The 25,721-nt window shown below is 52.1% G+C and carries 16 protein-coding genes; 14 read left to right on the top strand and 2 right to left on the bottom strand.

The window, feature by feature from the left end; all coding sequences use genetic code 11:
* The first annotated feature begins 886 nt into the window (after positions 1-886).
* From MXE41_RS11965 to MXE41_RS11935, 7 genes are all read left to right on the top strand, one after another.
* Entirely contained in the window at positions 887-3,172 is a 2,286-nt protein-coding gene (locus MXE41_RS11965; RefSeq protein WP_247100650.1) for an LTA synthase family protein, read from the top strand.
* A gap of 1,158 nt (positions 3,173-4,330) precedes the next feature.
* A complete protein-coding gene (gene rpsB / locus MXE41_RS11960) occupies positions 4,331-5,080 on the top strand; it encodes a 30S ribosomal protein S2 (protein ID WP_246977656.1) in 750 nt (249 codons plus the stop codon).
* A gap of 455 nt (positions 5,081-5,535) precedes the next feature.
* On the top strand, positions 5,536-6,420 hold the full coding sequence (gene tsf, locus MXE41_RS11955; RefSeq protein ID WP_246977657.1) for a translation elongation factor Ts: 885 nt from the start codon (positions 5,536-5,538) through the stop codon (positions 6,418-6,420).
* Positions 6,421-6,435: 15 nt separating this feature from the next.
* A complete protein-coding gene (gene pyrH / locus MXE41_RS11950; protein WP_247100648.1) occupies positions 6,436-7,155 on the top strand; it encodes a UMP kinase in 720 nt (239 codons plus the stop codon).
* 14 nt (positions 7,156-7,169) lie between these two features.
* Positions 7,170-7,727: a ribosome recycling factor gene (gene frr / locus MXE41_RS11945; RefSeq protein ID WP_246977659.1), complete on the top strand. Its 558-nt coding sequence runs from the start codon at positions 7,170-7,172 to the stop codon at positions 7,725-7,727.
* Between the two features lie 14 nt (positions 7,728-7,741).
* Complete coding sequence (uppS, locus tag MXE41_RS11940; RefSeq protein ID WP_247100645.1) at positions 7,742-8,485, top strand: polyprenyl diphosphate synthase; 744 nt, start codon at positions 7,742-7,744, stop codon at positions 8,483-8,485.
* 918 nt (positions 8,486-9,403) lie between these two features.
* Complete coding sequence (locus tag MXE41_RS11935) at positions 9,404-10,303, top strand: flagellin (protein WP_247100643.1); 900 nt, start codon at positions 9,404-9,406, stop codon at positions 10,301-10,303.
* Between the two features lie 126 nt (positions 10,304-10,429).
* Here the strand turns inward: MXE41_RS11935 and MXE41_RS11930 are convergent, their stop codons facing one another.
* Both MXE41_RS11930 and MXE41_RS11925 read right to left on the bottom strand, forming a co-directional pair.
* Positions 10,430-11,314 carry a CatB-related O-acetyltransferase gene (locus tag MXE41_RS11930; RefSeq protein ID WP_247100641.1) on the bottom strand — a complete coding sequence of 295 codons (885 nt, stop codon included), beginning with the start codon at positions 11,312-11,314 and terminating at the stop codon, positions 10,430-10,432.
* A 308-nt stretch (positions 11,315-11,622) separates the two neighbouring features.
* Positions 11,623-12,495, bottom strand: a complete 873-nt coding sequence (locus MXE41_RS11925; protein WP_247100639.1) for a CatB-related O-acetyltransferase — start codon at positions 12,493-12,495, stop codon at positions 11,623-11,625.
* Positions 12,496-13,367: 872 nt separating this feature from the next.
* Here MXE41_RS11925 and MXE41_RS11920 point away from each other — a divergent pair.
* The 7 genes from MXE41_RS11920 (at position 13,368) to lpxD (ending at position 25,457) form a co-directional block, all read left to right on the top strand.
* Complete coding sequence (locus MXE41_RS11920; protein WP_247100638.1) at positions 13,368-14,240, top strand: phosphatidate cytidylyltransferase; 873 nt, start codon at positions 13,368-13,370, stop codon at positions 14,238-14,240.
* Entirely contained in the window at positions 14,227-15,498 is a 1,272-nt protein-coding gene (gene ispC / locus MXE41_RS11915) for a 1-deoxy-D-xylulose-5-phosphate reductoisomerase (RefSeq protein ID WP_247100636.1), read from the top strand. The genes MXE41_RS11920 and ispC overlap by 14 nt, the downstream gene beginning before the upstream one ends.
* A 1,080-nt stretch (positions 15,499-16,578) precedes the next feature.
* Complete coding sequence (locus MXE41_RS11910) at positions 16,579-18,276, top strand: ABC transporter substrate-binding protein (protein WP_247100634.1); 1,698 nt, start codon at positions 16,579-16,581, stop codon at positions 18,274-18,276.
* A gap of 366 nt (positions 18,277-18,642) precedes the next feature.
* Positions 18,643-20,274 carry an RIP metalloprotease RseP gene (gene rseP, locus MXE41_RS11905; protein WP_247100633.1) on the top strand — a complete coding sequence of 544 codons (1,632 nt, stop codon included), beginning with the start codon at positions 18,643-18,645 and terminating at the stop codon, positions 20,272-20,274.
* 297 nt (positions 20,275-20,571) lie between these two features.
* Positions 20,572-23,019, top strand: a complete 2,448-nt coding sequence (gene bamA, locus MXE41_RS11900; RefSeq protein WP_246977669.1) for an outer membrane protein assembly factor BamA — start codon at positions 20,572-20,574, stop codon at positions 23,017-23,019.
* A gap of 352 nt (positions 23,020-23,371) precedes the next feature.
* Complete coding sequence (locus MXE41_RS11895; RefSeq protein ID WP_246977670.1) at positions 23,372-23,908, top strand: OmpH family outer membrane protein; 537 nt, start codon at positions 23,372-23,374, stop codon at positions 23,906-23,908.
* Between the two features lie 520 nt (positions 23,909-24,428).
* The gene (gene lpxD / locus MXE41_RS11890) at positions 24,429-25,457 is read left to right on the top strand and encodes a UDP-3-O-(3-hydroxymyristoyl)glucosamine N-acyltransferase (protein WP_247100632.1); all 1,029 of its coding nucleotides are present in this window, start codon (positions 24,429-24,431) and stop codon (positions 25,455-25,457) included.
* Positions 25,458-25,721 lie beyond the last annotated feature (264 nt).

Below are 25,721 nucleotides of genomic sequence, written 5' to 3'. Positions count from 1 at the left end.
GGATGGCTTAACCTGAATATGCTTAACGCCCAATACGAAGCAAAACTGGGCGGTAACAATGGTTGAAACCGCCGTATACGGACCCGTACGTACGGTGGTGTGAGAGGGGAACCACCCCTACTCGATTTTATGGATATTTCAACCCGCATAAATTCCTGATCTCAACCCGGACCGACCCAGGCTCCAAGGCATCCAGACCCCGTGGGGAGCCATGTGGAGCCATGGGGCTGCCCTTATGGGAAGCCGCATCCAGAAAAGCCCAAGGCTCCATGGGGCGTCATGGGCGCTGCACCCATAGAGCCCAGGGCTTTCTCCGGATTGCAAAGCGGAGTCCGCACTGATGGGCACCTGGACGGCGCAAACTGCAGGCCGCACTGATGGGCACCTGGACGGCACAATCTGCAGGCCGCACTGATGGGCACCTGGACGGCGCAAACTGCAGGCCGCACTGATGGGCACCTGGACGGCACAATCTGCAGACCACATTGATGGGCACCTGGACGGCACAATCTGCAGACCACATTGATGGGCACCTGGACTGATCAACGTCAGGCTCCTGAAAGCCCGTCAGGACGGGGCGTATGTCCTGCAGTGGCGCAGCTGGTGCATAAAAATACCTGGGAATAACTAAATTCTGTTTGTTTGCCTGTATCATAGGAACGTTCCTGACATGGGCACTGTTTATCCTGGGAAGTGCGCGTCCTGGTGCGCCTTGCGCTACTGCAAGCCCGATGCGCCAGCCTGGCCGCACATGTTTGTGGCGTGCCAGGCAGCGCAGGTATGAGCTTTCTGTCCCATGTTAATGCTGCAGCTGTGAGCAGCATGTGTTTCATCACCGTCGTGCTTAAGAGCTTGCACGGTTAATGCGGGTGTTTTCAGGAACAGTGTGGATATTGTTTTACAGAGCGGGGCAAGCATGTTTGAGCTGCGTAAGTTTTTAAGACGCCTTCACTATGGTGTCAACCCAATCCTGGTCATGGCGCTGATGGCAATGGTTTTCTTCAGCCTGTCACGAATTGCGCTTTCCATATGGCAATGGGATGTAATTCCTGAGGGTACTTTCCATATAGTGCTGCTGCAGGGTATTCGTGTTGACTTTGCCTCAGTGTGCGGTCTGTTTGCTCTGCCTTTTCTGGTACTTACCCTGGCCTCATTGAATCCTTATGTCAGAGTACCGCGCATCATTCCTTTTATAATCAGCATTTATTGTGCTCTGGGCTTTGCCTTTATCGTGCTCAATGAGCTGGCTACTCCTGGCTTTATCATGGAGTACGGCGTCCGCCCTAATCAGATTTACGTTCAGTACATCAAGTACCTCAAAGAGCTGACTGCCACCCTGTGGGGTGGTCACAAGCTGGAGCTTTTCGCCACCATTATCGGTACCGGTATTGCCTTATACGTGGGCTTTCGTGTCAGCTCATTCCTGCTGCGCAACTACCGTCAGGGCAGCTTCACCTACAGTGCCATTGCGCTGGTGCTGACCATCTGTATCGTTCCTCTGGGCATACGCTCCACCCTGGGCCACCGTCCTTTAAACCCTGCAATGGTATCTTTCAGCAATAACAGTCTGGCCAACTCTCTGCCGGTAAACTCAAGTTATTCAGCTATTTACCATTATCTGCATCTTGATGATCTGACCATTACTGAAGACCAGCTTTATGCCCGTGTTGAGGCCCCTGAGGCCCTGGCTCACATAGATGAGCTCTCAGCACGCACCAATGCTCAGCCATTTAACGAGCAGTGTCCAATAAATCAGCACATTACCCCGTTCAGGGGAGTGTACACAGGCAAACCAGGACAGCCGGGCACCACCGCTGATGCCGGTGACGCTGCGGCTGCTGGTGCCGGCTCTGCCAGTGGCGTAGCCAGTGCTGATGCTGCCCGTACCTACAATGTGGTCATTATTCTTGAGGAGTCCCTGGGTGACAATTTTGTAGAAAGCCAGGGCGGCTTCCCAATGACCCCTTATCTGGAAAAACTGCGTGACAAGGGCTGGTGGTTTGAAAACATGTATGCCGCCGGAACCCGCTCCATCCGTGGTATTGAGGCTGTAACCGCCTCCTATCCGCCATCTGCTCTGCAGAGTATTGTGAAGCTGGCTCAGCCTGGCTATGCCTACGCCTCACTTGCTCAGGTGTTCAGGCAGGCCGGCTACAAAACTTCCTTTATCTATGGTGGTGAGAGCCATTTTGACAATATGCGCACCTATTTCTACAACAACGGTGTAGAGCATATTGTTGAGCAGAAAGACTATGATAATCCGTCTTTTGTAGCTGCATGGGGCGTATCCGACGAGGATCTGTTTAACAAGGCCAATGAAACCTTTAAGGAAATTCATGCCCGTGGCGAGCGTTTCTTCTCAGTAGTGTTCTCATCATCTTTCCATGATCCTTTTGATATCCCTGCAGGCAAGGTATCGCTTGACGGCTTTGAAAATCCTGAACCGGCCCGTCTGCTGGCAGCAAAGTATGCAGACTATGCCATGGGTACTTACCTTGAGAAGGCTGCATCTGAGGACTATTACAAGGACACAGTCTTTCTGGTAATTGCTGACCATGAAAGCCGCGTCTATGGTTCGGAGATCTTCCCTCTCAACGATTTTGCCATACCGGCCGTCATCATCGCTCCTAACGTCAAGCCTCATACTGATAAGCGTATTGTCTCTCAGATTGATATGGGACCTACCCTGATGTCTCTTGCAGGTCTTGATGTCGTTACTCCAAATGTAGGTCAGAACCTGACCCGCAATGACACAAAGAACCGTGCCATCATGCAGATTAACAACAACTTTGGTCTGCTTGAGGGCGATGATCTGGTAGAGATTGCTCCTTATGCTCAGCCTTACTTCTACAAGGTAGGAAAGGACCTGCAGCTTACCGCGATTGACAAGGAAAAGGCTGCTGAAACTCACTATCAGGAGATGCTCAGGCGCGCCATTTCCTACAGCAACCTTGGTCACAATATCTACTCCCACGGCTACATGAACAGTGCCTGCGTAACCCTCAACCAGCAGGGCCAGTCTGAGGACAAGTCATCAGTCCCTGCCAGTGCTGAGGCCCAGACCACAGCCCAGGCCGCTGACGCAGCTGCAGCAGGCGCTGCAGCTGAGCAGGACTCTGAGCCTGAATCAGCCACTGAGGCTGACAAGGCCAGCAAGGCCCCGGCTGCATAATACAGCAGCCGGCAGGCTGGCCTGAGCAGTCACCACATATGAAAAAGGCGCATCTCCATATGGAAATGTGCCTTTTTCACATCTGAACAGAGCGGTCATGGCATGGCAGGACAGGCCAGGAGTCATCATGCTCCGGCATGGCATAGCTGGAGTCGTCATGAGCCGGCAGGTCATACAGGAGAAGCTGGAATGGAGTCCCTGAAATTGAGAGACGGCAGTCCTGCATTACTGCAGGAAAGGCCGGACTGAGTGATGATTTAGATGCCAGCTTTGTAAGGTATGTTCAGTCTGTTTTGCGTCTCACTCTGTCAGAAAAGTTTGTATTGAAGAATTTCATGCCCAGGGCTTGCGATGGCGGGAATACAAAGGGCCGAAAATGTCCAGGAAATCCGATATTTCCGGGCTTGAATAAAAAATCAAAATAGCTGAAAAATTCCTGATCCATATGCTAAAATAGTTTGCCTTTTGCTGCAAAGGTCACATTTTGTGAATTTTGTACGAGTAATCGGAACGAAACTTCAGAGAGATGCAAAGCTCTGGAGCGGGGTTAGCAAGAGGCGGAAGAATTCAATTACCTCTTTTGTATTACACACACTGTTCATAAAGGCTGCTTCAGGGTGCCCGGTGTTAGAAAAGATGGTATGCAGGCAGGTGCCACATTGTCGTACCTGGACCTGCGCTTAACTCTGGCCACATATTTTGAGGTTCTTGCCCCTGGAGATCTTTGGGCCTGGACCTGTGGCAATGGTCAAGGTAAAGCACAATGACCTGCTGCGGTTACCGCAGACATGATCAAATCTGATGTTCCCGAGTCGTCCCTGGTGGCGTAAAGGACATTGTATTGATGCTGCCTGACCTTATACAGAGACCATTCTTGTAATTGAAGACTTGTCATCGAGTGTAAGACCGCTATCCGCAAATGCAAAGGTTTGCACAGATTCAGGATGCGGCTGAGGGATGACTCAGGCAGGACCAGGCTGAAGTTGGTTGCCAGTGACGATTTATCCGGAGCCGGAGACCGGTATCCGCAAGCGCTGAAAAAGCAGCTTTTGTCACAGGAAAGCAGAGCCCGGACTGCAGAATGTTTTCAAGCGCCAGGTTTGAAGAGTTGAACAGTGGAGGCCCAACCCACTTTTTGTCATTTATTAGGATTATTTCATGTCTACTATTTCGATGCGCGATATGTTACAGGCTGGTGTTCACTTCGGTCACCAGACCCGCTACTGGAACCCAAAGATGAAGCAGTACATCTTCGGTGCCCGTAATGGTGTACATATCATCAACCTCGAGAAGACTGTAAAGTGCTATGACGAAGCCTTAAACTTCTTAAGCTCCACCGTAGCTCACAAGGGCAAGATCTTATTCGTAGGCACCAAGCGTGCTGCTGCTGACAAGATTGGCCCAGCTGCCAAGGCCTGTGATCAGTACTATGTTGATCACCGCTGGTTAGGTGGCATGCTCACCAACTGGAAGACCGTTCGTCAGTCCATCAAGCGCTTAAAGGAGCTTGAGATTCAGGCTACCGACGGCACCTTCGAGAAGCTGACCAAGAAGGAAGCTTTATTACGCTCCCGTGAGCTCGAGAAGTTAAACCGTTCCCTGGGCGGTATTAAGGACATGGGCGGTCTGCCAGATGCCTTATTCGTTATCGACGCTGAGGTTGAGCACATCGCTATTAAGGAAGCCAACAATCTGGGTATCGAAGTTGTTGCTGTTGTCGACACCAACTCCAACCCTGATGGCGTCCAGTACGTAATTCCAGGCAACGACGACGCTATCCGCGCCATCGACCTGTACTTAAAGGGTGCTGTTGAGACCATCAACGCTGCCCGTGCTGAGATGAACCGTGCTGAGGCCGAGCAGCCAGTTGAGGCTGAGGTTAAGGCTGAGGAAGCCGCTGAGGCTTAATTTCAGCGCTGTCATGAATGGTCAGACCTTTCATGACTGCCTTTAAGTAAAAATCTATTACCTCACACAGGCGGTAGTCTGGTATCTCACCGGGACCGGGGCCGCCTGTTTATGTCGCAGGACATGCAGATCCAAAGTCGCTTTCCCGCTGCCCCATGGCAGCTCTGGCCGGCCTGAGAGCAACGCGCTTTCAGAACAAGCCGCGCTTCACCCAACTGTCACCACTGTGCGTCACTTCCTTTATTGACTGCAGCAACAGGTATTCTGGCAGTAATCTCAGGTTGCTTTTCCGGATTCATCTCAGACAGGCTCACAAAGAGCAGGGAGTGCAGTGACTTGTGGTCACATCAGGCTGACTGTATCAGTACAGCTGCTGACCTGGACTGTTGAGGCTCTATTTGAAAAATATAAGGCAGGGTAACCCTGCCTTTTATGAATTAGTTGAGGAAATAATAATGGCTAACGTAACCGCTGCTCTCGTAAAAGAGTTACGCGACATTACCGGCGCAGGCATGATGGATTGTAAGAAGGCTCTGGTTGCTACCGACGGCAACATCGAAGCCGCCATCGAAGAGATGCGTAAGTCCGGTGCCCTTAAGGCTGCCAAGAAGGCTACCCGTACTGCTGCCGAGGGTATGATTGCTACCGCTTCCGAGGGTAACGAAGTTGTATTAGTTGAAGTTAACTCCGAGACTGACTTTGCTGCCAAGAATGCAGAGTTCGTTGAGTTTGCCAACAAGGTTGCCCAGATCGCCCTTGCTACCAGGAGCGATGACGTTGAAGTCTTAAAGGCTGCCAAGTATGACGACGCTCAGAACGTAGGTGAGGCCCTGACCGCTCTGATCTCCAAGATCGGTGAGAACCTCGGCATCCGTCGCATCTTCCGCGTTTCCGGTTCCAACCTGGGTATCTACGTCCACTCCAACAAGCGCATTGGCGTAGTTGTAGTATTAGAGGGCGGCGATCAGGAGACTGCCAAGAATGTTGCCATGCACGTATGTGCATCCAAGCCTGAATTCGTAAACCCAGAGGACGTTTCTGCTGACGTTGTTGAGAAGGAGCGCGCCATTCAGATCGAGATCGCCATGAACTCCGGCAAGCCACGTGAGATTGCTGAGAAGATGGTTGAAGGCCGTATGAAGAAGTTCACCGGTGAGGTTTCCTTAACTGGTCAGCCATTCGTTATGGACCCAAGCGTATCCGTAGGCGACATGTTAAAGGCCAAGGGTGCTGTTGCCAAGTCCTTCATCCGTGTTGAGGTTGGTGAGGGTATCGAGAAGAAGACCGACGACTTCGCTGCTGAAGTACAGGCTCAAATCGCTGCTGCATCCAACAAGTAATATAGGCATTTCTCAATGACTTCGTCACTAAAATCTTCACGTCGTATTTTAATCAAGCTCTCAGGTGAGGCTCTTGGCGGTGAGACCCAGTTTGGTATCGAGCCAGCCATTCTCTCTGAGATGGCCCGCAGCATTATCGAGATCAGGAATCAGGGCGTACAGGTTGCTCTGGTTATTGGTGGCGGTAATATCTTCCGTGGCGCCGCTCTTCAGAAGGCCGGTATGGACCGCACTGTGGGTGACCACATGGGTATGCTGGCAACTGTGATTAACGGTCTTGCCATGCGTGATGAGCTTATCCGTCAGGGCACTCACTGTGTGCTGATGTCTGCTCAGGGTATTGCTTCGATTACCGAGCAGTATGCCGCTCAGAAGGGACGTGAGATTTTGGAGCAGGGCTCAGTGCTTATCGTAGCAGGAGGCACCGGTTCTCCATTCTTCACTACTGATACTGCTGCCGTATTACGCGCAGTTGAGCTGCACTGTGACGAAGTTTTAAAGGGCACCAAGGTTGACGGTGTATACAGCGCCGATCCTTTCAAGGATCCTGATGCTGTACTGTACAAGACCCTGACTTACAAGGAAGTTCTGACCAAGGAGCTTCAGGTCATGGATCTGACTGCCTTTGCCCTGGCCCGTGATCATGAGATGAAGATTCGTGTCTTCTCCATGACCAGGGAAGGTGCCCTTTTAAACGCCGCAACCGGAGGAGATGAGGGAACCCTCATCTCTTAGTAAGGAGATAAATTATGGTTAATGACGTTAAAAATGATGCTCAAGAGCGCATGAAGAAGGCCGTGGATTCCCTGGGCAGCCGCCTGAACAAGATCCGCACCGGCCGCGCTCAGCCTGGCATTTTAGATGGAATCATGGTTGATTACTATGGTACTCCTACCCCATTACGTCAGGTAGCTCAGGTCAACGTTGAAGATGCCCGTACCTTAAAGCTCACCGTTTTTGATCGTAACGCCATCAAGGACGTTGAGAAGGCCATTCAGAAGTCTGAACTGGGTCTCAATCCGGTAGTAGCCGGTGTAGACATCCGCGTGCCTCTTCCTCCATTAACCGAGGAGCGCCGTAAGGACCTCGTCAAGATCGTCCGCGGTGAAGTTGAGCAGTCCCGTGTTGAAATTCGCAACGTACGTCGTGATGCCAACCAGTCCTTAAAGAACTTACAGAAGGACAAGTCCATCTCTGAGGACGAGCTCAAGTCCGGTGAAGATCAGATCCAGAAGCTGACCGATGCTGCCATCAAGCAGTGTGAGGACATCCTGGCTGATAAAGAAAAAGAGTTAATGGAAATCTAATTAGCTCTACAGCGATGCAAAAATTACTACAAACTGGCGAGGCAGCTGTGCCTCGCCATCTTGCTATCATTATGGACGGCAATGGACGCTGGGCAAAAAAGCGCGGCATGATGCGCCTCATGGGGCATCGCCAGGGCGCTCGGGCTGTCACGCGTACTGTAGAATTTGCTGCGTCTCTGGGCGTGTCTGTTCTTACCCTCTTTGCATTCTCTTCTGAAAACTGGAAGCGTCCACCTGAGGAAGTTTCAGGTCTGATGGAGCTCTTTGCCTCCGTTTTAAAAAGCGAACGCGACCGCCTCCACAAGAACAATATCAAAGTACGCTTTGTCGGTGATCTGAGCCGTTTTTCTGAAAAGCTCAGAAAGGCTGTAGCTGAACTTCAGCAGCTGACCGCCAGCAATACTGCCATGCAGCTCAATATCGCCATCAACTATGGCGGACGCTGGGATATTACCCAGGCAGCAAGATCTCTTGCTCTTGATCTCAGAGCTGGTCTTATTGCACCTGAGGACATTACCGAGCAGAGTATTCAGGAACGACTGACTGTACTTGATGATGTTGATTTGCTTATCCGCACCGGCGGAGAAAGCCGCATCAGCAATTTCCTGCTCTATCAGTGCGCCTACAGCGAGTTTTATGTATGTGAAGCTCTGTGGCCTGATTTTGATGAAGAGCAGATCAGATCAGCTGTTACCTACTTCAACTCACGCGAACGTCGCTTCGGCATGACCTCAGAGCAGGTCGCCACCCGCATTTAGCACAGCCACAGCACATCATACACCCCGGCCCGCTCCAGACCAGCCATCCCCGCCCATCGCCCGGCCATACCAGCACATCGTCTGGTCATCCCCTGGTATGCCCGGCTGTACCCGCCCATCGCCCGGCCATACCAGCACATCGTCTGGTCATTCCCGGGTATGCCCGGCCATACCCGCCCCTCGCCCGGTTATGCCCGGTCATACCAGCACATCGCCTGAACATACCAGACCGAAGCTTACGCCCCACGTGCACTAAGCGCAGCCCACCCAACCATATCACTACAAAAGACCCAAATCTCCAACATTTCAGGCAGCACGCTAAGCGTGCGCCCAAGTACGCCTGCAAGTCACTGATCACTCCAATGCGGCACCTCTTCTGCCATGCCATACGTGCGCGGGCACGCTGTGCCTCAGCATCAACTCAGCTTAATTCAAAACTCAATTATCTTCAGTTCGATATTTCATCCCAACCTGACATAATTACTACCCGAAAATTGACTGTCAGACTAAGACCATTTACAAAATATTTTAGTAAAGCAATCATCAAACGATTTATTTCATGCAGATACATGTTTAGCTAATTATATGCTTTATAAAACATTATGATCTTTCATCATACACCGGGGAAAATAAGGACGAAGAGGTAATTCACAAAAGTTCAAAAAGTGTATCTATATTGACATATTTTCAGTCCAGAAATTTCTTATCGATAACGTTTACATTAACGCAGGAACAGGGTTTCTGTGTTTCTATGTAAACTTTATATGTAGTATCTATCACTGCCATACAAGTGTTTGTTTATGCTATATTTATATGCGGCCCTCTGTATAGATAAAAATATTCAGGCACCCCGTTAGGTCGCATAGAGACAAAGGCAATATCAAGCGATTGATGTTGCAACATTATGAGAGAGACAAAATGGCAGTATACGTAAACACTAATGTCAGCTCCTTAAACGGACGTAGATACCTCAACAACGTACAGAATCAGCTCACTACTACCTATCAAAGACTCAGTTCTGGCCTGAGAATTAACAGCGCCAAGGACGATGCTGCTGGTCTGCAGATATCTTCCAGATTAACCACTCAGATTAATGGTTTAAACCAGGGCAACCGCAACACTTCTGACGGTATTGCTCTTGCCCAGACCATCGAAGGTGGTATGGATGAAATTACCGGCATGCTGCAGAAGGTTCGTACTCTTGCTGTTCAGGCCAAGAACGGTACCAATACTGCTGAGGATCGCAAGGCACTCAACAAGGAGGCTACCTCTTTAATCTCCGAGATTAACCGTATTGCCTCAAGCACTACCTTTGGTGGTAAGACCGTCCTCGACGGCGGTGGCAAGGATACCGACATTTACGGTGCTGCAAATGGCAATGCCGGTAAGTTAACTCTCCAGGTAGGTGCAAACAAGGGCGATACCATTGATTTTGAAGTTAACTCCATGCGTCTTTCTGCTATGGCAGCTCTTGCCAACGTTACTTTTACCGATATCTGGGATGACGGTAATAGCACTGCGCTTTTAAGTGACGCAACCAAGATTGACGGCATCATTGAGGGTATGGACAAGCTGATTGGTGCTGTTGACAGCCAGCGTGCCGGCCTTGGCGCTTTACAAAATCGCCTTGAGTCCAGTATCCGTAACCAGGCAAACGTTTCTGCCAACCAGGCTGATGCCCGCAGCCGTATTCGTGACGCTGACTTCGCCGAGGAGTCTGCTAACCTGAGCCAGCAGTCCATCATTCAGCAGGCTGCTACCTCCATGCTGATGCAGGCTAACACCCGTCCACAGCTTGGTCTGTCCCTGTTAGGCTAATACCTGACTGACAGCTATCAGGAGCCATGGCTCCTGCAGATACGATAAAGCCTCCGGTTCGTTTGAGCTGGAGGCTTTATTCTTTCTGGAGATCTGTTTGCTGCCTGTATTTTGCGGATTCGTATTTCAGTGGTTGTCGGTTCGGGTGTTGAGCAGTCTGACGCCGGCGCCGGTCTGGTTATCGACTTCAACGGCGTTGTAGTCCATGAAAGTGTCGGGACGGGAGGGGAAGATAAAAGCGCGGTCTGCTGAGGCAAAGCTGCACAGTCGCCACTGATCGCTCAGGGGCAGGAGCTTGTCGCGGTCTTCGTTTTTGATAAAGGAGATAAGGTCAGCAATATTGTCCCGTGGAACCTTGATGCCCTGTGCAATCATGCGAGGCAGGTCATAGTCCCACCATTTAATCTCCAGCAGGTCACTGATGATTTCGTCCGGGAAGCGGTATTTGAGGATGTGCTGAGAGCCTCGGCCATTGTTGTCAGGTCCTCCTACCACAATGGCATATGGCGGCACGTCCTTGGTAATGACGGTATTGGTGCTTATTACAGCGCCATGACCAATAGTTACCGAAGCAGGTATGTTAACGTAGGCTCCTATCCATACGTCATTTCCTATCGTGACCTCGTTGCTCATGCCGCGTGCAATAAAGTCAGGGTCCTCTTCAGCTATCTCTCCTGAGTGGTCCATGAAAATCATGTTTTTATAAAAGGCAGGGGAGGTGGTGAAGCGCTCATAATTGTGAATGCCCATGGCCATGTCGACATAATGGCCAATAGAGCAGTAGCGTCCAATAGTAGTGTTGGAAGCCACGCTGAAGCGCTCCATGTAGGAGTAGGCGTCAATCTGGGTGCGCATTACTATGCAGTTGCTGGCAACATAGGCAGGGTTGCGAAAACGCAGATTGCGATCCACCATCACATTATTCTTAAGATTCAGGCCTATGCCCTTAAACTTCTGGCGCAGGCGGTCTGAGGGAATAACAGGCTGTACAGGAACAATGGATGTCGACATAGGCAAATCCTCAGCCCGGCATCGCAGCCGGACATGGGTACTCCTTAGTGTAGTTTGTTCTCAATATGATGGCCTTCGCAGAGCCAGCCCCCCTGCGATCTCTGGCGGCGACAGGAATTGAGTATGGTGGGGATACCTTGCGGTAATCACTGGCTGCCATATCGTTAGGCACGGGCAGCAGGTAATGGCTGCAATAGCGTTAAGCACGGGCTTCCATGGCGGTAGGCAGGTGCCTCCAGGGCGATCATCTGAGCGCCCTGGGCTGGGGCATGCTGTGGCAGCCGGTGATGCTGTGGCAGCATGGGAGGTTACACGGCCAGGCGCATGCAAATGGCCTTGCCTGTCTTCTTGTCTACCTCTACTACGTTGTATTCCATAAAGGTGTCAGGCTCTGTTGGGAACATGTGCACAGTATTGTTGTCAGTGCAGGCAAGAAGGCGCCATGGAGAGGCCAGCGGGATCAGCCTGTCACGGTCTTCGTTTTTGAAAAATGAGATTAAGCCCCTGATGTCAGTACGTGGTACATCAATGCCCTGGGCAATCATGCGAGGGATATCGTAATCCCACCAGTTGATCTCCATAAGGTCACTGATAATCTCGTCCGGGAAGCGGTACTTGATGATGCGCTGAGAGCCTCGACCATTCTCGTCACTTCCGCCTACCACTACGGCGTATGGTGGCACGTCTTTGGTAATGACAGCATTGGTGCTGATTACGGCACCATGGCCAATTGTGACTGATGATGGAATCTTTACGTTTGCGCCAATCCAGACATCATTGCCGATAACGCTTCTGTTGAAAACGCCTCTTTCAATGTAATCAGGGTCCTGCTCTGGAATGTTTCCTGAGTACTTCATGAAAAACATATTGTTATACAGGGCAGGTGTAGTAGAGAAGCGGTCGATATTATGCAGTCCCATGGCCAGCTCCACGTAGTGTGCTATGGAGCAGTAACGGCCTATCTTGGTGTCTGCTGCTACAGAAAAGCGTCCCAGGTAGGAGTAGGAATCAATCTGACTGCCCATGACAATGCAGTTTTCGGAGATGTAGACCGGGGCACGAAAGCACAGATTACGGGCCAGCAGTACGCCGTTTTTAATGTACAGTCCATGAGGCTCCAGCAGATTGCGTGTAGCCTCGCTTAGATTGACTGGTTTGACCGGGATAAGTTTGGACGCCATGTGATTTTCCTGAGTACAGGTTCTAAAACAAAACAGTGCGCCCATTATAAGAAAAGGTGCCTTGTAGATCAGCCCTGTGGTCGCTTGTCTTTCTGATTTTACAAACTGTGCTCACATAATATGTCGCGTGGTATGGTCATCAGCGTGGGCATGATGAGGGGAGTGCTGCTGCGGCTTCATGTGGTGCTGCTGCGGCATAATGTAGAGTTTGCTGCCGACTTATGCCGGGCATTGTGAGGGGCATCCTGGCCATGATGCGAGTTTATGCCGGGCTTGCTGCGGGCTTATGCTGGGCTTGCTGCGGGGACATCATGGCCATGCTGCTGGTTTATGCCAGGCTTTCTGCGGGCTTATGCCGGGCTTTATGAGGGGGCATGTGGGGCTTGCTGCGGGCGGTGAGATGAATGGGATTTTTGCCGGTGTGGGGTGTGCCATAAATAACTGGTTTTGCTCATTGTTGTGTTACCATTGACGGATCGTTTTTGCGCGGCTGAGCCGCCAATGAATACATCACAGATAAGATTACAGACAGTTTTGAGGCCGGGCTCATATTATGAGCATCTGGCACTGCACTGATCCTCGCTGCAGTCGGATAATAGAGCGTGCCTGATACAGGAGCGCATAACTTTGCCACTGCACTTGTCGTGTAAACGCTGTCAGGGAAATTTATTACAGCTGTACAGCCATGCCCGGTTGTCCCGGGAGCGTGGCCCTGTGCCCTTTTGCGCAGAATGCGTGAATTGACAGGCCTGAGGGCTGACAGGCGTGCGGGCCTGAGGTCGCTGGTGCGCGGGCCAGCATTCCTGCAGGCAGTCCCGCAGACATGCGGCGGGGTGCAGCTGAGCGCTTTTTGACTTTAGGAACACTTTACTATGGGCGTTAGAATTGCCACAGGTTCAGTATTGATTGCCCTCGTGGTTGCATGGCTGTTCTTTGCTGACTATGCCATCTTTACCATGGGTGCCCTGTTTATCTACATGGTGGCTGCTTACGAAATGGGCCCGCTGCTCAAATTCAGGAGCCGCATCCCTTTTCTGGTGGTCGCAGCCTGTGCCTCCACAACCATGTTCATTGTCGCCCCTCCCGGTGAGTACATAGTAAGTGGCGTGCCTGAATACATGAAGTATCTGGTAGTAGCCGGCCTTCCTTTCTGGGTACTGTCAGTATTTCTGGTCAAAAGCTATCCTGACAACACCGGCTGGCACAATAACAAGGTGCTCAACTGCATCTTTGCTTTGCTGATGCTGGTTCCTTTCCTGCAGGGTCTGCTGATTCTGCGTGCCACCAATTTTGCCACCAGTCCCAATGAGGGAGCCTGGCTGGTTCTGTCAGTAATGGCCCTGGTCTGGGCCTCTGACTCTGGCGCCTACTTCACAGGACGCACTCTGGGCAAGACAAAGCTTATGCCTGAGGTCAGTCCCAAGAAGACCTATGAAGGTCTCTACGGCGGTGTCGTGCTGGCAATAGTGGTTATGTATCTGGCAAAACATTACAGTTTTTATTCAGTTTTTGGCAATCATGAACTGGGCTTTCTTGCAGCGGCTTTCGGCGCCATCATCTTCTCTGTGTTTGGCGATCTGGTTGAGAGCATGCTAAAGCGCCTGACCGGCATCAAGGATTCGGGAAAGATTTTCCCTGGTCATGGCGGCATGCTCGATCGTATCGATTCTCAGCTGGCTGCCGTGCCTGTGTTTATGAGCCTGTACTGGTTAGTCAGCGGAGAACTTTTCCATGTCGCCAGCTAAAGATGGCAGCTGCTGCAGCTGTGACTGTCACAGCTCAAGTCAGTCTTCCTCAGTACGCAGTGTTACCCTGCTTGGTGCTACCGGATCCATAGGTGATGCAACCTGCGATCTGCTGCGCCTGCATAAAGACAAATACAAGGTCCATGCTCTGGCTGCATCATCAAATGCTGCCAAGATGTTTGATCTTACTGCCGAGTTTGAGCCTGAGCGCGTCGCCATGAGCGATGAACACTCAGCAGAGCAGTTGCGTAAGATGCTTGAGGAGCGCCGTCCTGACCTTGCAGCCAGGACTGACATTCTGGCCGGTGAGTCTGGTGTTATTGAGGTTTCCGGTGATGGCGGAGCTGATACCCTGGTAGGCGCTATTGTTGGTGCCGCCGGTCTCAAGCCGCTGCTGGCCGCCATTAAGACCGGCTGTCGCATCTGCCTTGCCAACAAGGAGGCTCTGGTTATGAGTGGCCAGCTCTTCTTTGACATGGCCCGCACCCACAAGGCTCTGGTCCTGCCTGTAGACAGTGAACACAGCGCCATTTTCCAGTGTCTGCCGGCAAGTGAACAGGTGCGTATGGGCTCATGTGATCTGGCTTCAACAGGTGTCAGCGAGATTCTGTTGACTGGATCAGGAGGACCTTTCCGTGACTGTGAGCTCAGTGCCTTAAAGGATGTGACCCCGGCCATGGCCATCAATCATCCTGTCTGGTCCATGGGCCCAAAGATTTCAGTAGATTCAGCCACCATGATGAACAAGGCCCTTGAGTACATCGAGGCCCGCTATCTGTTCAATGCTTCAGTAGATCAGGTCAAGGTCATTGTCCATCCTCAGTCCGTGATTCACTCCATGGTGTCTTATGTCGATGGCGCAGTAATGGCCCAGCTTGGTCAGCCAGACATGAAGACGCCTATTGCTCATGCCATGGCATGGCCACAGCGTATGGATGCCGGAGTCAAAGCCCTTGATTTCACCTCTGTGGGCTCTCTTACCTTCCGTGAGCCGGATCGTGAGCGCTACCCTTGCCTGTTTATGGGTATGGAGGCCAGCACCAGCGGTCAGGCAATGACCACAGCCTTAAATGCGGCCAATGAGGTTGCTGTGGCCTCATTCTTAAGTGGCAGGCTTTCCTTTATTGGCATCAGTGAGACTGTAGATCATGTCCTCAACAGCATCAGCGGCTCCAGTGCCTATGAGCTCGAGGAGATCCTGGCTGTAGACAGTCAGGCCCGCAGCCTTGCAGAATCCTTTGTAGCCTCCCGCTCTTAAAATATGGTCAGAGGCAGAGCTGTAATATTCAGCCAGTCGACCTCAAGAGATGAGTGCTTAAGATCAAGTGCGCAATATCAGACCCGATATCGCAATCATGCGATATCGGGTCTGTGCTTATTGGAGCAAAACATGGTGCCAACATCCCGAAAATATCAGAGTTTTGCTCATGTTGGGGCGCATACCGTGCATTTTGTGCACAATACTTGTGAACTGCATTAGTGCAGGCCATGCTTGATACAGTGCTCTATTGGTGCGAAAGCCCTGTATTTTGTAGACTACTGACACAGGATCCACAAAAAGTTCAGATCTTTTGTCCTGCAGACTGATCTTTTCACATATTATCTGTCGCAGTATGTCTTGAATTTTATGTGCTCAAAACGTCCCGTTTAACTTCCCCTGAACCAGCTCAGGCACGAGTTTATCAGCTATGTAAGCTGTGACAGTGCCTGTAAAGCAGTCATGAGTGCAGGTACATCTGCCTGCATGTTCAAGTTGCTGCTTTCATAAGCAGTTAAATGTATGAATCAATGAGCTCATGAAAGCATCAGTGCCCGGGAGCACGGTGTAATAGTGAAAGAAAGTATTTGTCATTAGTGCATCATTGCCATGGTGCATCAATGAAACAGTGAATGAAGCATGAAGGAAAAGGGTTACGGTTACACTGCAGCTCCAGATCAGTTGCAGCATCAGCTGTTATGACTCAGGTCCTGATATGGCACTGTTAACCCCATTTGAGTACTGGATATATTCAGCCTGTCAGTCTGCCCTGTATTTTCATCTCTGCAGGCGTTACCTGGGGCAGACCTGTGCCATTTATGCCTGACGCTGGCTGCCAGGTTCAGCACTGGCCGGGACCTGGGCATGAGGTGCGTCCTGGCTCGCCTTGCTGAGTGGACCGGGATGCTTGAATACTGGCTGTCGTCTGTGGGGCTGACTGTTGGCTGTTGACTGCTGGCTGCTGGGTGTGCCATTGAGGGCAGCTTGCTGACCGGGGCAATGATTGCCTTGACCATATCCATATCCTTTTTCATTTCCTTAGAGTTTGCCTTTGCGTTAGCGTTACTTACTGGTGATTGTATGTCTATAAAAATGTCAATTAAGCGCCTGTCAGCTGCTATTGCTCTGACTTTAAGCGCTGCTGTGGTCTCAACTGCCTGGTCGGACCACCTGTCACGAGCACCTGAAGACAATCTGATCTTCGCCAGCTCCACAGAGCCGGTCGGTCTGGATCCGGCTCTCATAGATGACACCGAGTCAGGCTCCATGGTTGCCAATATTTACGAGTCTCTGCTGCGCTTTAAGTCGGGAACTACTGAGCTTGAGCCATCTCTGGCTGAAAAGTGGGAAATCAGTCCTGACGGCCTTACCTACACTTTCTATCTGCGCAAGGGCGTCAAGTTCCACGACGGTACCCCGTTTAACGCTGAGGCTGTCAAATTCAACTTTGACCGTCAGTCCCGTGAGAACATGACCCCGCAAATGGCATCCTATGCTCCTTTTGTCTTTGGCAGCGTGCGAAAGACCGAGGTTATAGACGAATACACTGTTAAGGTCAGCCTTGACAAGACTCTGACTCCTTTCCTGCGTAACATGGCTATCTGTTACGCCGCTCCTATTGCCTCACCAACAGCACTGCGCAAGTACAACTACAGCCTGATGAGCAATCCTGTAGGCACTGGTCCATACCGTCTTGTCTCATGGGACAAGGGCCAGCAGCTCGTGCTGACCACCTTTGATGATTACTGGGGCCCAAAGCCTGATGTGCAGAATGTTATCTACCGCATCATGAAGGACACATCTGCCCGTGTAGTAGCTCTTAAGAATGGTGAGGTCGACATCATCAACGGTATTGATGCCAACGTCATCGAGCACATCAGGGAAGGCGGTGGCCAGATTTATGAAAATGAAGGCAATAACATCAATTACATGCTGCTCAACTGCCGTAAGGGCCATCCTACAGCCGATCTTGAAATACGTGAGGCCATAGTCCAGGCTATCAACCGTCCTGAGCTGGTCAAGTCTCTGTATAAGGGCTATGCTACCTTTGCTGACTCTTACTTTCCAACCTTTATGACCGGCTATACCCCTGATGCCAAAGTCATAGGCTATGATCCTGCGGCCGCACGTAAGACCTTTGCGAAGAAAGGTACCAAGAAGCTTCGTATTTTCACTTACTCCAACTCACGCTTCTACAACACAGCAGGCGGACAGGTACTGGCTGAAGCTGTGCAGTCCTATTTGCATAAGGCCGGCGTCAAGTCGGAGATCTCAGTATTTGACTGGGCCACTTTCCGCAGCAAGCTCCTGACCGACTCATGGGATATCTGCTTTATGGGATGGAGCGGAGATAACGGTGATCCTGATAACTTCATCAACATCTACTCCAGCACTGATCCTGTATCCAATCAGGGCATGTGGATTAACCAGGAGTTTATCAGTCTTATTAACGAAGCCGTTCATGTACCTGACGGCAAGGTGCGCACCAGTATGTATGAGCGCGCTAACGACATCATGGCTGAAGATGCCGGTGTGGTTCCTATCTCCCATGCCAAGGAGCTGGCTGCTCACAGTCCGGGCATTTCAGGCCGTATCTACGACATGAACGTGGTCTACTTCAAGAATATCTCCAAGAAAGTTGTTCCGGCTGCTCTGCCTGCCCCGGCCGCTGATCCTTCGACTGCCCCTGCCTCTGAGTCTGCAGATGCAGCCACTGAGGCAGCCGATGGCGCTGCTGCCGAAGTCGAAGCTGCGCCAGCAGCAGGTGATGCTGCCTGATATGCATGCTCTCGCGCTGCATCTGGCATGCAGTGCCGGTAAGCGCGGCCATGACTGGCTGTCATAACTGAGGGCTGTCCCAAAGCAGGGACGGCCCTCTGTCGTTACTGGGCTCTGCTCCCGGGCTGTACTGCGGCAGCCATAAGGCCATGCCTTTCAAAGCATGGCATGGCTGCATGCTCACCTTGCCTTGAAGGACAGGGGCTCAGGCTCATGGGGTGGCCGGTTGTGACTGCCGGCAGTGCGCTCCGGGATGAATGGCTTTGTCACCTTTTGTGTCATGTGGATCATTTTGTGGTCAAACTGTTCTAAAATATCGTTTTTTAGCCGTTTTTTAGCCTGTCCGTGCCTTTAGTAGGAGATAACATGACATCGGCCCTGTGGAACATACTTTTCTTTATCATTTCCCTGGGAGTTCTGGTTGCCATTCATGAGCTTGGCCACTTCCTTGCTGCCCGCCGATTTGGCGTCAGGGTCTATCGTTTTTCCATTGGCATGGGACCGGTAATCTACAAACGCAGGATGAAAAGCGGAACCGAATTTGCCATTTCCGCCATTCCCATGGGCGGTTACTGCTCCATGAAGGGCGAGGGCGATGACAGGGACGCACCAGGCGCTCCGGCCGACGAGGTGCAGCCAAAGGCAGCATCGGCATCCGCCGGTGGTGGCGGCGGGGCCGGCGCAGGGAGCGGCGCCGGTGCCGTGTCTGGTGGTGGTGACTTCTGCTTTGACCCGTCTGGCGAGGGCAGGGTCAGCCGCTCTGATGGCTCTGAGGATGACAACTCAGCCTGGAGTCAGGAAATGCGTGAGCAGGCTCTGGCCCTTGGACAGGGGCAGGGCAAGGCGACTGGCGGAGCTGATGGCGCCGCCGTCGGCGCTGACGGTAACGCTATGCATGATGAGGATTCCTTTGCGGCCAAGACCGTAGGGCAGCGCGCCATGATTGTGGCAGCCGGACCGGTATTTAACATTGTGCTGGCCGTGGTGCTCTATACAGCCATGAACATGCTGGGCATCAGATATCTGCTGCCTGTGGTCGGTGCTGTGGCTCCTGATACTCTGGCCTCAGCTGCCGCCCTGCGTGATAACGATCTTATTCGCAGTGTCGACGGTACTGAGGTGCGCGGCTGGAATGATGTTATCTCCGAGCTGATGACCCGTGCAGGTTCTTCAGTGCAGATGGAAGTGGCTGGCGACCTTGGCAGGGGACAGGTTCGTACAGTAGAGCTTGATCTGAGCTCGGTGCGTTTTGGTCCGCGTGATGACACTTTTGGCCAGATTGGTTTTCAGCCATCTCAGGGCAGGGTCTCTGAGGGGCTGACCATTATCAAGCCTGATTCACCTGCTGATATTGCCGGTCTTAAGGTGGGCGACCGTATTGTAGCCATCAATGGTCAGACCATGCCTAACTGGTTTACCGTAACCCGCACCATTGCCGCCTTTGAGGGCGGAAGCATGGAAATTGAGGTGGTGCGTGACGGCCGCCATATGAGCTTTACCGTAGTCCCGGAGCTCGTCTATGACAAAAACACCGGTCAGCAGCGTCAGATTGTGGGCTTTGGTGTGGAGGTCAGCCATATTCCTGAGCTGGTCAATACCGTGCAGCACGGTCCTGTTGATGCCCTGACCAATGCCATAGCCGAAACCGGCCGTATGAGCATGCTTATTCTGGAGGGCGCCCGTCAGATGATTACCGGCGCTCTGAGCACGGAAAATATTTCAGGTCCTATCACCATTGCCCGTGGTGCCGGCGTCATGGCTCAGATTGGACTTTCCAACTTCCTGTGGTTTATGGCCACGCTCTCGGTTAACCTCGGTATTCTCAACCTGCTGCCGGTACCGGTGCTTGATGGCGGCCAGCTGGTTTTTCTGACTTATGAGAAAGTTACCGGCCGCAGACCTAATGTGCGCCTGCAGCGTATCCTTACTGCAGCTGGTATGGCCATACTGTTATCTCTGACAATGTTAGCTATTTTTAATGACATAGCGTCGCTTTAAGTTAAAATAGTTGAATTTGCTCAAGCAGGACTTGTTGTCCACATTGCCTCAGCACGCAGTGTTCACTGTTTTACACGCGCCCTGAGGTCAGGACCGGTCCCATGGCAGGGCCGGTTCAGACAGGACTGAGTGCAGCCTGCCTGTGCCTGTTTTCCATTTTTTATGTGCATCACTCACAGTCAGACTGTGGCTGCATACCATGGAGGTTCCGGCCTCAATATGGTGCAGTCTCAACTTTCTGACAGATGCAGGTTATTGCAGCCCCGAGCAGCTGCCCGTTTTAAGATTGGGTTCAAGATGTCAACTGATAGAAAGCACTATAAAGGATCACTCTTAACAGGACTTGCCTTAGGCGTCATGGCCGCTCTGGCTCCTCACGTCTATGCTGCACCGCAGGCAGGTCCCAATGCTGGTGCTCAGCTCAATGGAACTGTGATCCAGGATATCAGAGTTCGTGGTTTAAACCGTGTCAGTCTGGGTGCAGTGCTGCTTGCTCTGCCGGTACGTCAGGGTGACGTACTGACCCGCGACCGTGTTGCTCTGTCCATGAAGCGTCTGTATGCCACTGGAAACTTCTCCGATGTAGCACTTTCTCTGGACGGCAATACTCTGGTGGTTGATGTCACCGAACTGCCTACCATCGGCTCTGTTACCTTTGCCGGTAATGAGCAGATTCAGGAAGAAGCTCTGCGCAACGTAGTTGAACAGCAGGGCCTGCGTCCTGGTGAGCCTGTCAATGTTCAGACCCTGCGTCAGATTGAGCAGAGCCTCATCGATTTCTATCACTCAGCAGGTATGTATCAGGCTGAGGTCAAGACTGTAATGACCAACCTCCCACGTAACCGTGTTGAGGTAAAGATCCAGTTCTATGAGGGCAAGGCTGCCGCCATCGAGCAGATCAACATCGTAGGTAACAAGGCTTTTGCCGAAGATGTGCTCGTATCCCAGCTGCAGCTGCGTGACGACGTCCCATGGTGGAACGTGGTTGCCAACTCCCGCTACGATGCCCAGAAGTTCAATGCTGACCTTGAGACTCTGCGTTCTTACTATCAGGATCGCGGCTACGTGCGTTTCAGTGTTGACTCCACTCAGGTTTCCATTACTCCTGACAAGAAGAGCATGTACCTGACCATTGCCGTTACCGAGGGCGACAAGTACACCATCGGCAACTGCAAGATCATGGGCGATACCCTCAAGTACGGCAGTGAAATGCAGCAGCTGATTTCCCTGCAGAAAGGCAGCACCTATTCAGCCCGTGAGGTTACCCTCAACGAAAAGACCCTGGCCAGCTACCTGGGCAAGTTCGGCTACGCCTACTCCAAGGTAACTGCCGTTCCTGAGTTCGATGAGAAGAACAAGGTAGTAAATCTGACCTTTATGGTTGAGCCAGGTCAGCGCGTTTATGTAACCAGTGTTAACATCACCGGTAATACCCAGACCAACGACACTGTTATCCGTCGTGAAATCAACCAGATGGACCAGACCTGGCTGTCCAATGAGGCCATTGAGGCATCCAAGACCCGCCTCAACCGTACCGGCTTCTTCGAGACTTCCGACATCACCACCCGCCGTATTGGCACCTCAGGTGATACTGTAGCTCTTGATACCAAGGTCAAGGAGCAGCCAACCGGCTCCATCCAGGGCGGTGTTGGTTTCGGTACTTCATCAGGCTTCATGATTCAGGCCGGTATTTCCCAGAGCAACGTATTTGGCTGGGGTACCAAGGCCAATCTGAGCGCCTATCAGAATGACTTCCGTGAGCACGTAGAGCTGGGCTACACCGATCCATACTGGTCTGTAGATCAGATCTCCCTTGGTGGCCGTATCTACTACGATAACTTCCACGGTGATGATGCAGACGTTGTTTCCTACGACAACGAGTCCATCGGTGCTGACATCAGCACAGGTTATCCAATTACCGATAACGTATACATTACCTACACTCTGGGTATCCAGAAGATGAGCATCAAGTCCAACAAGTTCTTCCTGCAGGCTGTGGACTTCTGGCGTACCTATGGTGAGGGTGATCTGTCCAACGACTTCCTCAACTACACATTCAAGATTAATCTCAACCGTAACAACCTGGACCGCAGCGTATTCCCAACTGCCGGCTCCCGTCAGAGTATGACCCTGTTTACTACTCTGCCAAAGGGTTCTGACCTGCAGTACTACAAGGCTGACTTCCAGACCTTCCATTACTTCCCTATGAATGAGAATCACGACGTGATCTTCTCCGTTCGTGGCCGTGGTGCCTACGGTAATGGTTACGGTACCGTAGATGGCATGGATCAGAAGCTGCCATTCTTTGACAACTTCTACCTCGGTGGTGACCAGTGGTTACGCGGCTTTAAACGCAACTCCGTAGGTCCTCGTGCTCTGTACCCTGAGGGCAGCAGCATCCGTATCGACGATGATGACAACATGGGCGGTAACGCTTTGTGGGCTCTGTCTGCCGAGCTGATTGTTCCAACCCCATTTATCTCTGAGGCTTATAAGAATCAGGTTCGTACCTCTGTATTCCTTGATGCCGGTGCCCTGTGGGATACCAATTCAAGCGAATACACCAAAGGCTTTACCGGTGCACCTGACTACAGCAGCCCATCCAATTACTCCGCTGCAGCTGGTGTGTCCGTTACCTGGATGTCTCCAGTCGGTCCTCTGTCCTTCTCCGTGGCTCGACCAGTCAAGGAGCAGGATGGTGACGACAGCCAGTTCTTCAGCTTTGACATCGGCGGCCGCTTCTAAGCAACTGCCGTCTTAAGCTAAAAGGGCCCGGGGCGGAATACTGCTCCGGGCTCTGATCTGTATATCAGGGCTCTGAGTGCCCTCACCTGACCTGCTGCCGGGGCTGCTGCATTTGCTGCATCCCGGGCGGCAGGCAAGGCCATCGCGGCCCATCAGGCGGCCATAAGGCTGCCCTGGCTGCCATGCGGCTGCATTGCCTCATGGCGGCCATGGAGCTGTCATAAGTTACAGCCAGGTGTGAGGGTATATGCTAATTGACAGCGCAAGCGCTCATAGCCTGTACGGATTTGTCACTGATGATGCCGCCGGCACAGCCTTGCAGACGGTTATCAGATTCAATGGAAAATTTGTGATGTTAAAGAAAGTTTTACTTGCCTCTGCCTTAAGCGTTGCCTTACTGGGCGCTTCAGCTACCTCCGTAATGGCCGCTCCAGCTGCCAAGACCCCAACCATTGCCGTTATCAACCTGCCTTTAATCATGACTGAGATTCCTCAGGCCAAGGATGTTGAAAAGACTCTGGCCAAGGAGTTCTCCAAGCGTGAGCAGGATCTGCAGAAGCTCCAGCAGAAGGGCACCCAGCTTGGTCAGGACATTAATGCCGGCAAGTACAAGGGCAATGAGCTGGTCAACAAGCAGCGTGAAATCGCCCAGTTACAGGCTGAGTTCCAGTTAAAGGCCCGTGCCCTGCAGGAAGATCAGCAAAAGCGTATTCAGGAAGAAAACCGCAAGCTGGCCGTAGCTGTACAGAAGGCCATTGATGCCATCGCTCAGGAGCGCAATATTGACCTGGTGTTACGTGGTGAGGGCATTGCCTACACCATCGACTCTCTGGACATCTCCAGCGACGTTATCAAGCGCGTTTCTGACGCCGCCAAGAAAAAGAAGTAACAGCTGCTGTAACCGGCCATAAGACTACCGTCCACGCACATATACCTGTGTCGGACCATGTGCCCTTGCGCAGGCTCGGGGCTTTGCCATAGCGCAGTGCCCCCGGGCAAAGTTCAGGCACTGTGACCAGGGGCAAAGTCCAGGCACTGTGACCCGGGGCAAAGCCCAGGCACTGTGACCAGGGGCAAAGTCCAGGCACTGTGACCCGGGGCAAAGCCCAGGCACTGTGACCCGGGGCAAAGCCCAGGCACTGTGACCCGGGGCAAATCACCCGGCACAATACCAGTGCAGTGCAGTCCGGGTGGCGTTCAGCGGCTGCCGCAGGCATCAGACAGAAAGCCTGGCTTTCTGTCTGATAACAGGGGACGGACTCCTGTTGACAGGTTACTGTCCTTTGTTGAGGGGCTCCGGGTAGCATCATTATGATGTCTGCCGGAGCCTCTTTAGTATGCGCTTTGCGTAAGATTGCATTTGGACAGCCGTATGCTGCGGCTGATTTCCCCCTGATGAGGTTTGAGTCATGTTAGTAAAGGATATAGCCGCACAGTTAAACGCTGAGTTTACCGGCAATGGTGAGCTTGATATTGCCCGCGTGGCAAATCTCAAGACAGCCGGCCCTGATGAAATCAGCTTCCTGTCTGATGTCAGATACCGTGACGTGCTTGAGACCACTGCAGCCGGCTGTGTCATGGTCAAGCCTGAGTTCAGGGAGCATGTCAAAGGTACTGCTCTGGTTCTTGCTGACCCTTATCTGGGTTTTGCCCGTGTGGCTCAGATGCTTGATACTACTCCGGCCATTGCAAAGGGCATTCATCCAGCTGCCTTTGTCGAAGAGGGCGCAAAGCTGGGCAATAACGTAAGTCTTGGCCCTCACGTGGTTATCAGCGCCGGTGCTGTTATCGGTGATAACGTGCAGATCGGTGCCAACTGCGTCATCGGCCCTGAGGCTGTTATCGGCGACAATACAAAGCTCTACCCGGGCGTAAGCGTCTACCACCACTGTGTCATAGGCAATAACTGTCTGATTCAGTCCGGTACCGTTATCGGCTCTGACGGCTTTGGCTATGCCAATGACAAGGGTACCTGGGTAAAGATTCCTCAGTCAGGCCGTGTTGTCATTGGCGACTTTGTCGAAATCGGCGCCAATACCTGTATTGACCGTGGTGCTATCGATGACACCATCATTGAGTCCAATGTCATCATCGACAATCTCTGTCAGATTGCCCATAACGTAAAGATTGGCTTTGGCACCGCCATCGCAGGCGGAACCACCTTTGCCGGCTCAGTAACCATTGGCAGGTTCTGTATTATTGGCGGAACCTCAGTATTCAATGGCCACATTACCATTGCAGACCAGGTAACCATTTCCGGTATGTGTATGGTGATGCGCTCCATTGAGGAAAAGGGAGCAACCTATTCCTCTGGCATTCCGGCCCAGACCAACAGCGAGTGGCGCCGCACTGCTTCACGCGTGCTGCACATCAACGACATGTACCGTCGCATGATGGATCTGGAAAAAGAGGTCAAGGCCCTCAAAAATAAGGACTGATCCCACACCGCTGTGTCGGCCCGCCGCGCCTCCTGCAGGCACGGCTGGGCAGCACGACGGGGAGAAACGTCGCGCAGCGCAGCTGCTGACCTCATGACTCAGGGGCTGACTGGCCATATGGCTTGTCAGCCCCTGAACTTGTGTGCTCGGCATGAGCATTATCTTGAGGGTTAAAGTCCCTTACGCACCCGCTAGTGGGAAGCGTTAGCTGAAAGCAAGGTACAGTGTGGTGACACCTGTGCTGAAAGAAGCTGGTTGTGAGCT

Origin of the sequence: Anaerobiospirillum sp. NML120449 (genome assembly GCF_023051105.1) — a bacterium.
In the GTDB taxonomy this organism is placed as follows: domain Bacteria; phylum Pseudomonadota; class Gammaproteobacteria; order Enterobacterales; family Succinivibrionaceae; genus Anaerobiospirillum.
The sequence above is the reverse complement of the archived record's forward strand: the minus strand, read 5'-3'. Positions and strand labels throughout refer to the sequence as shown.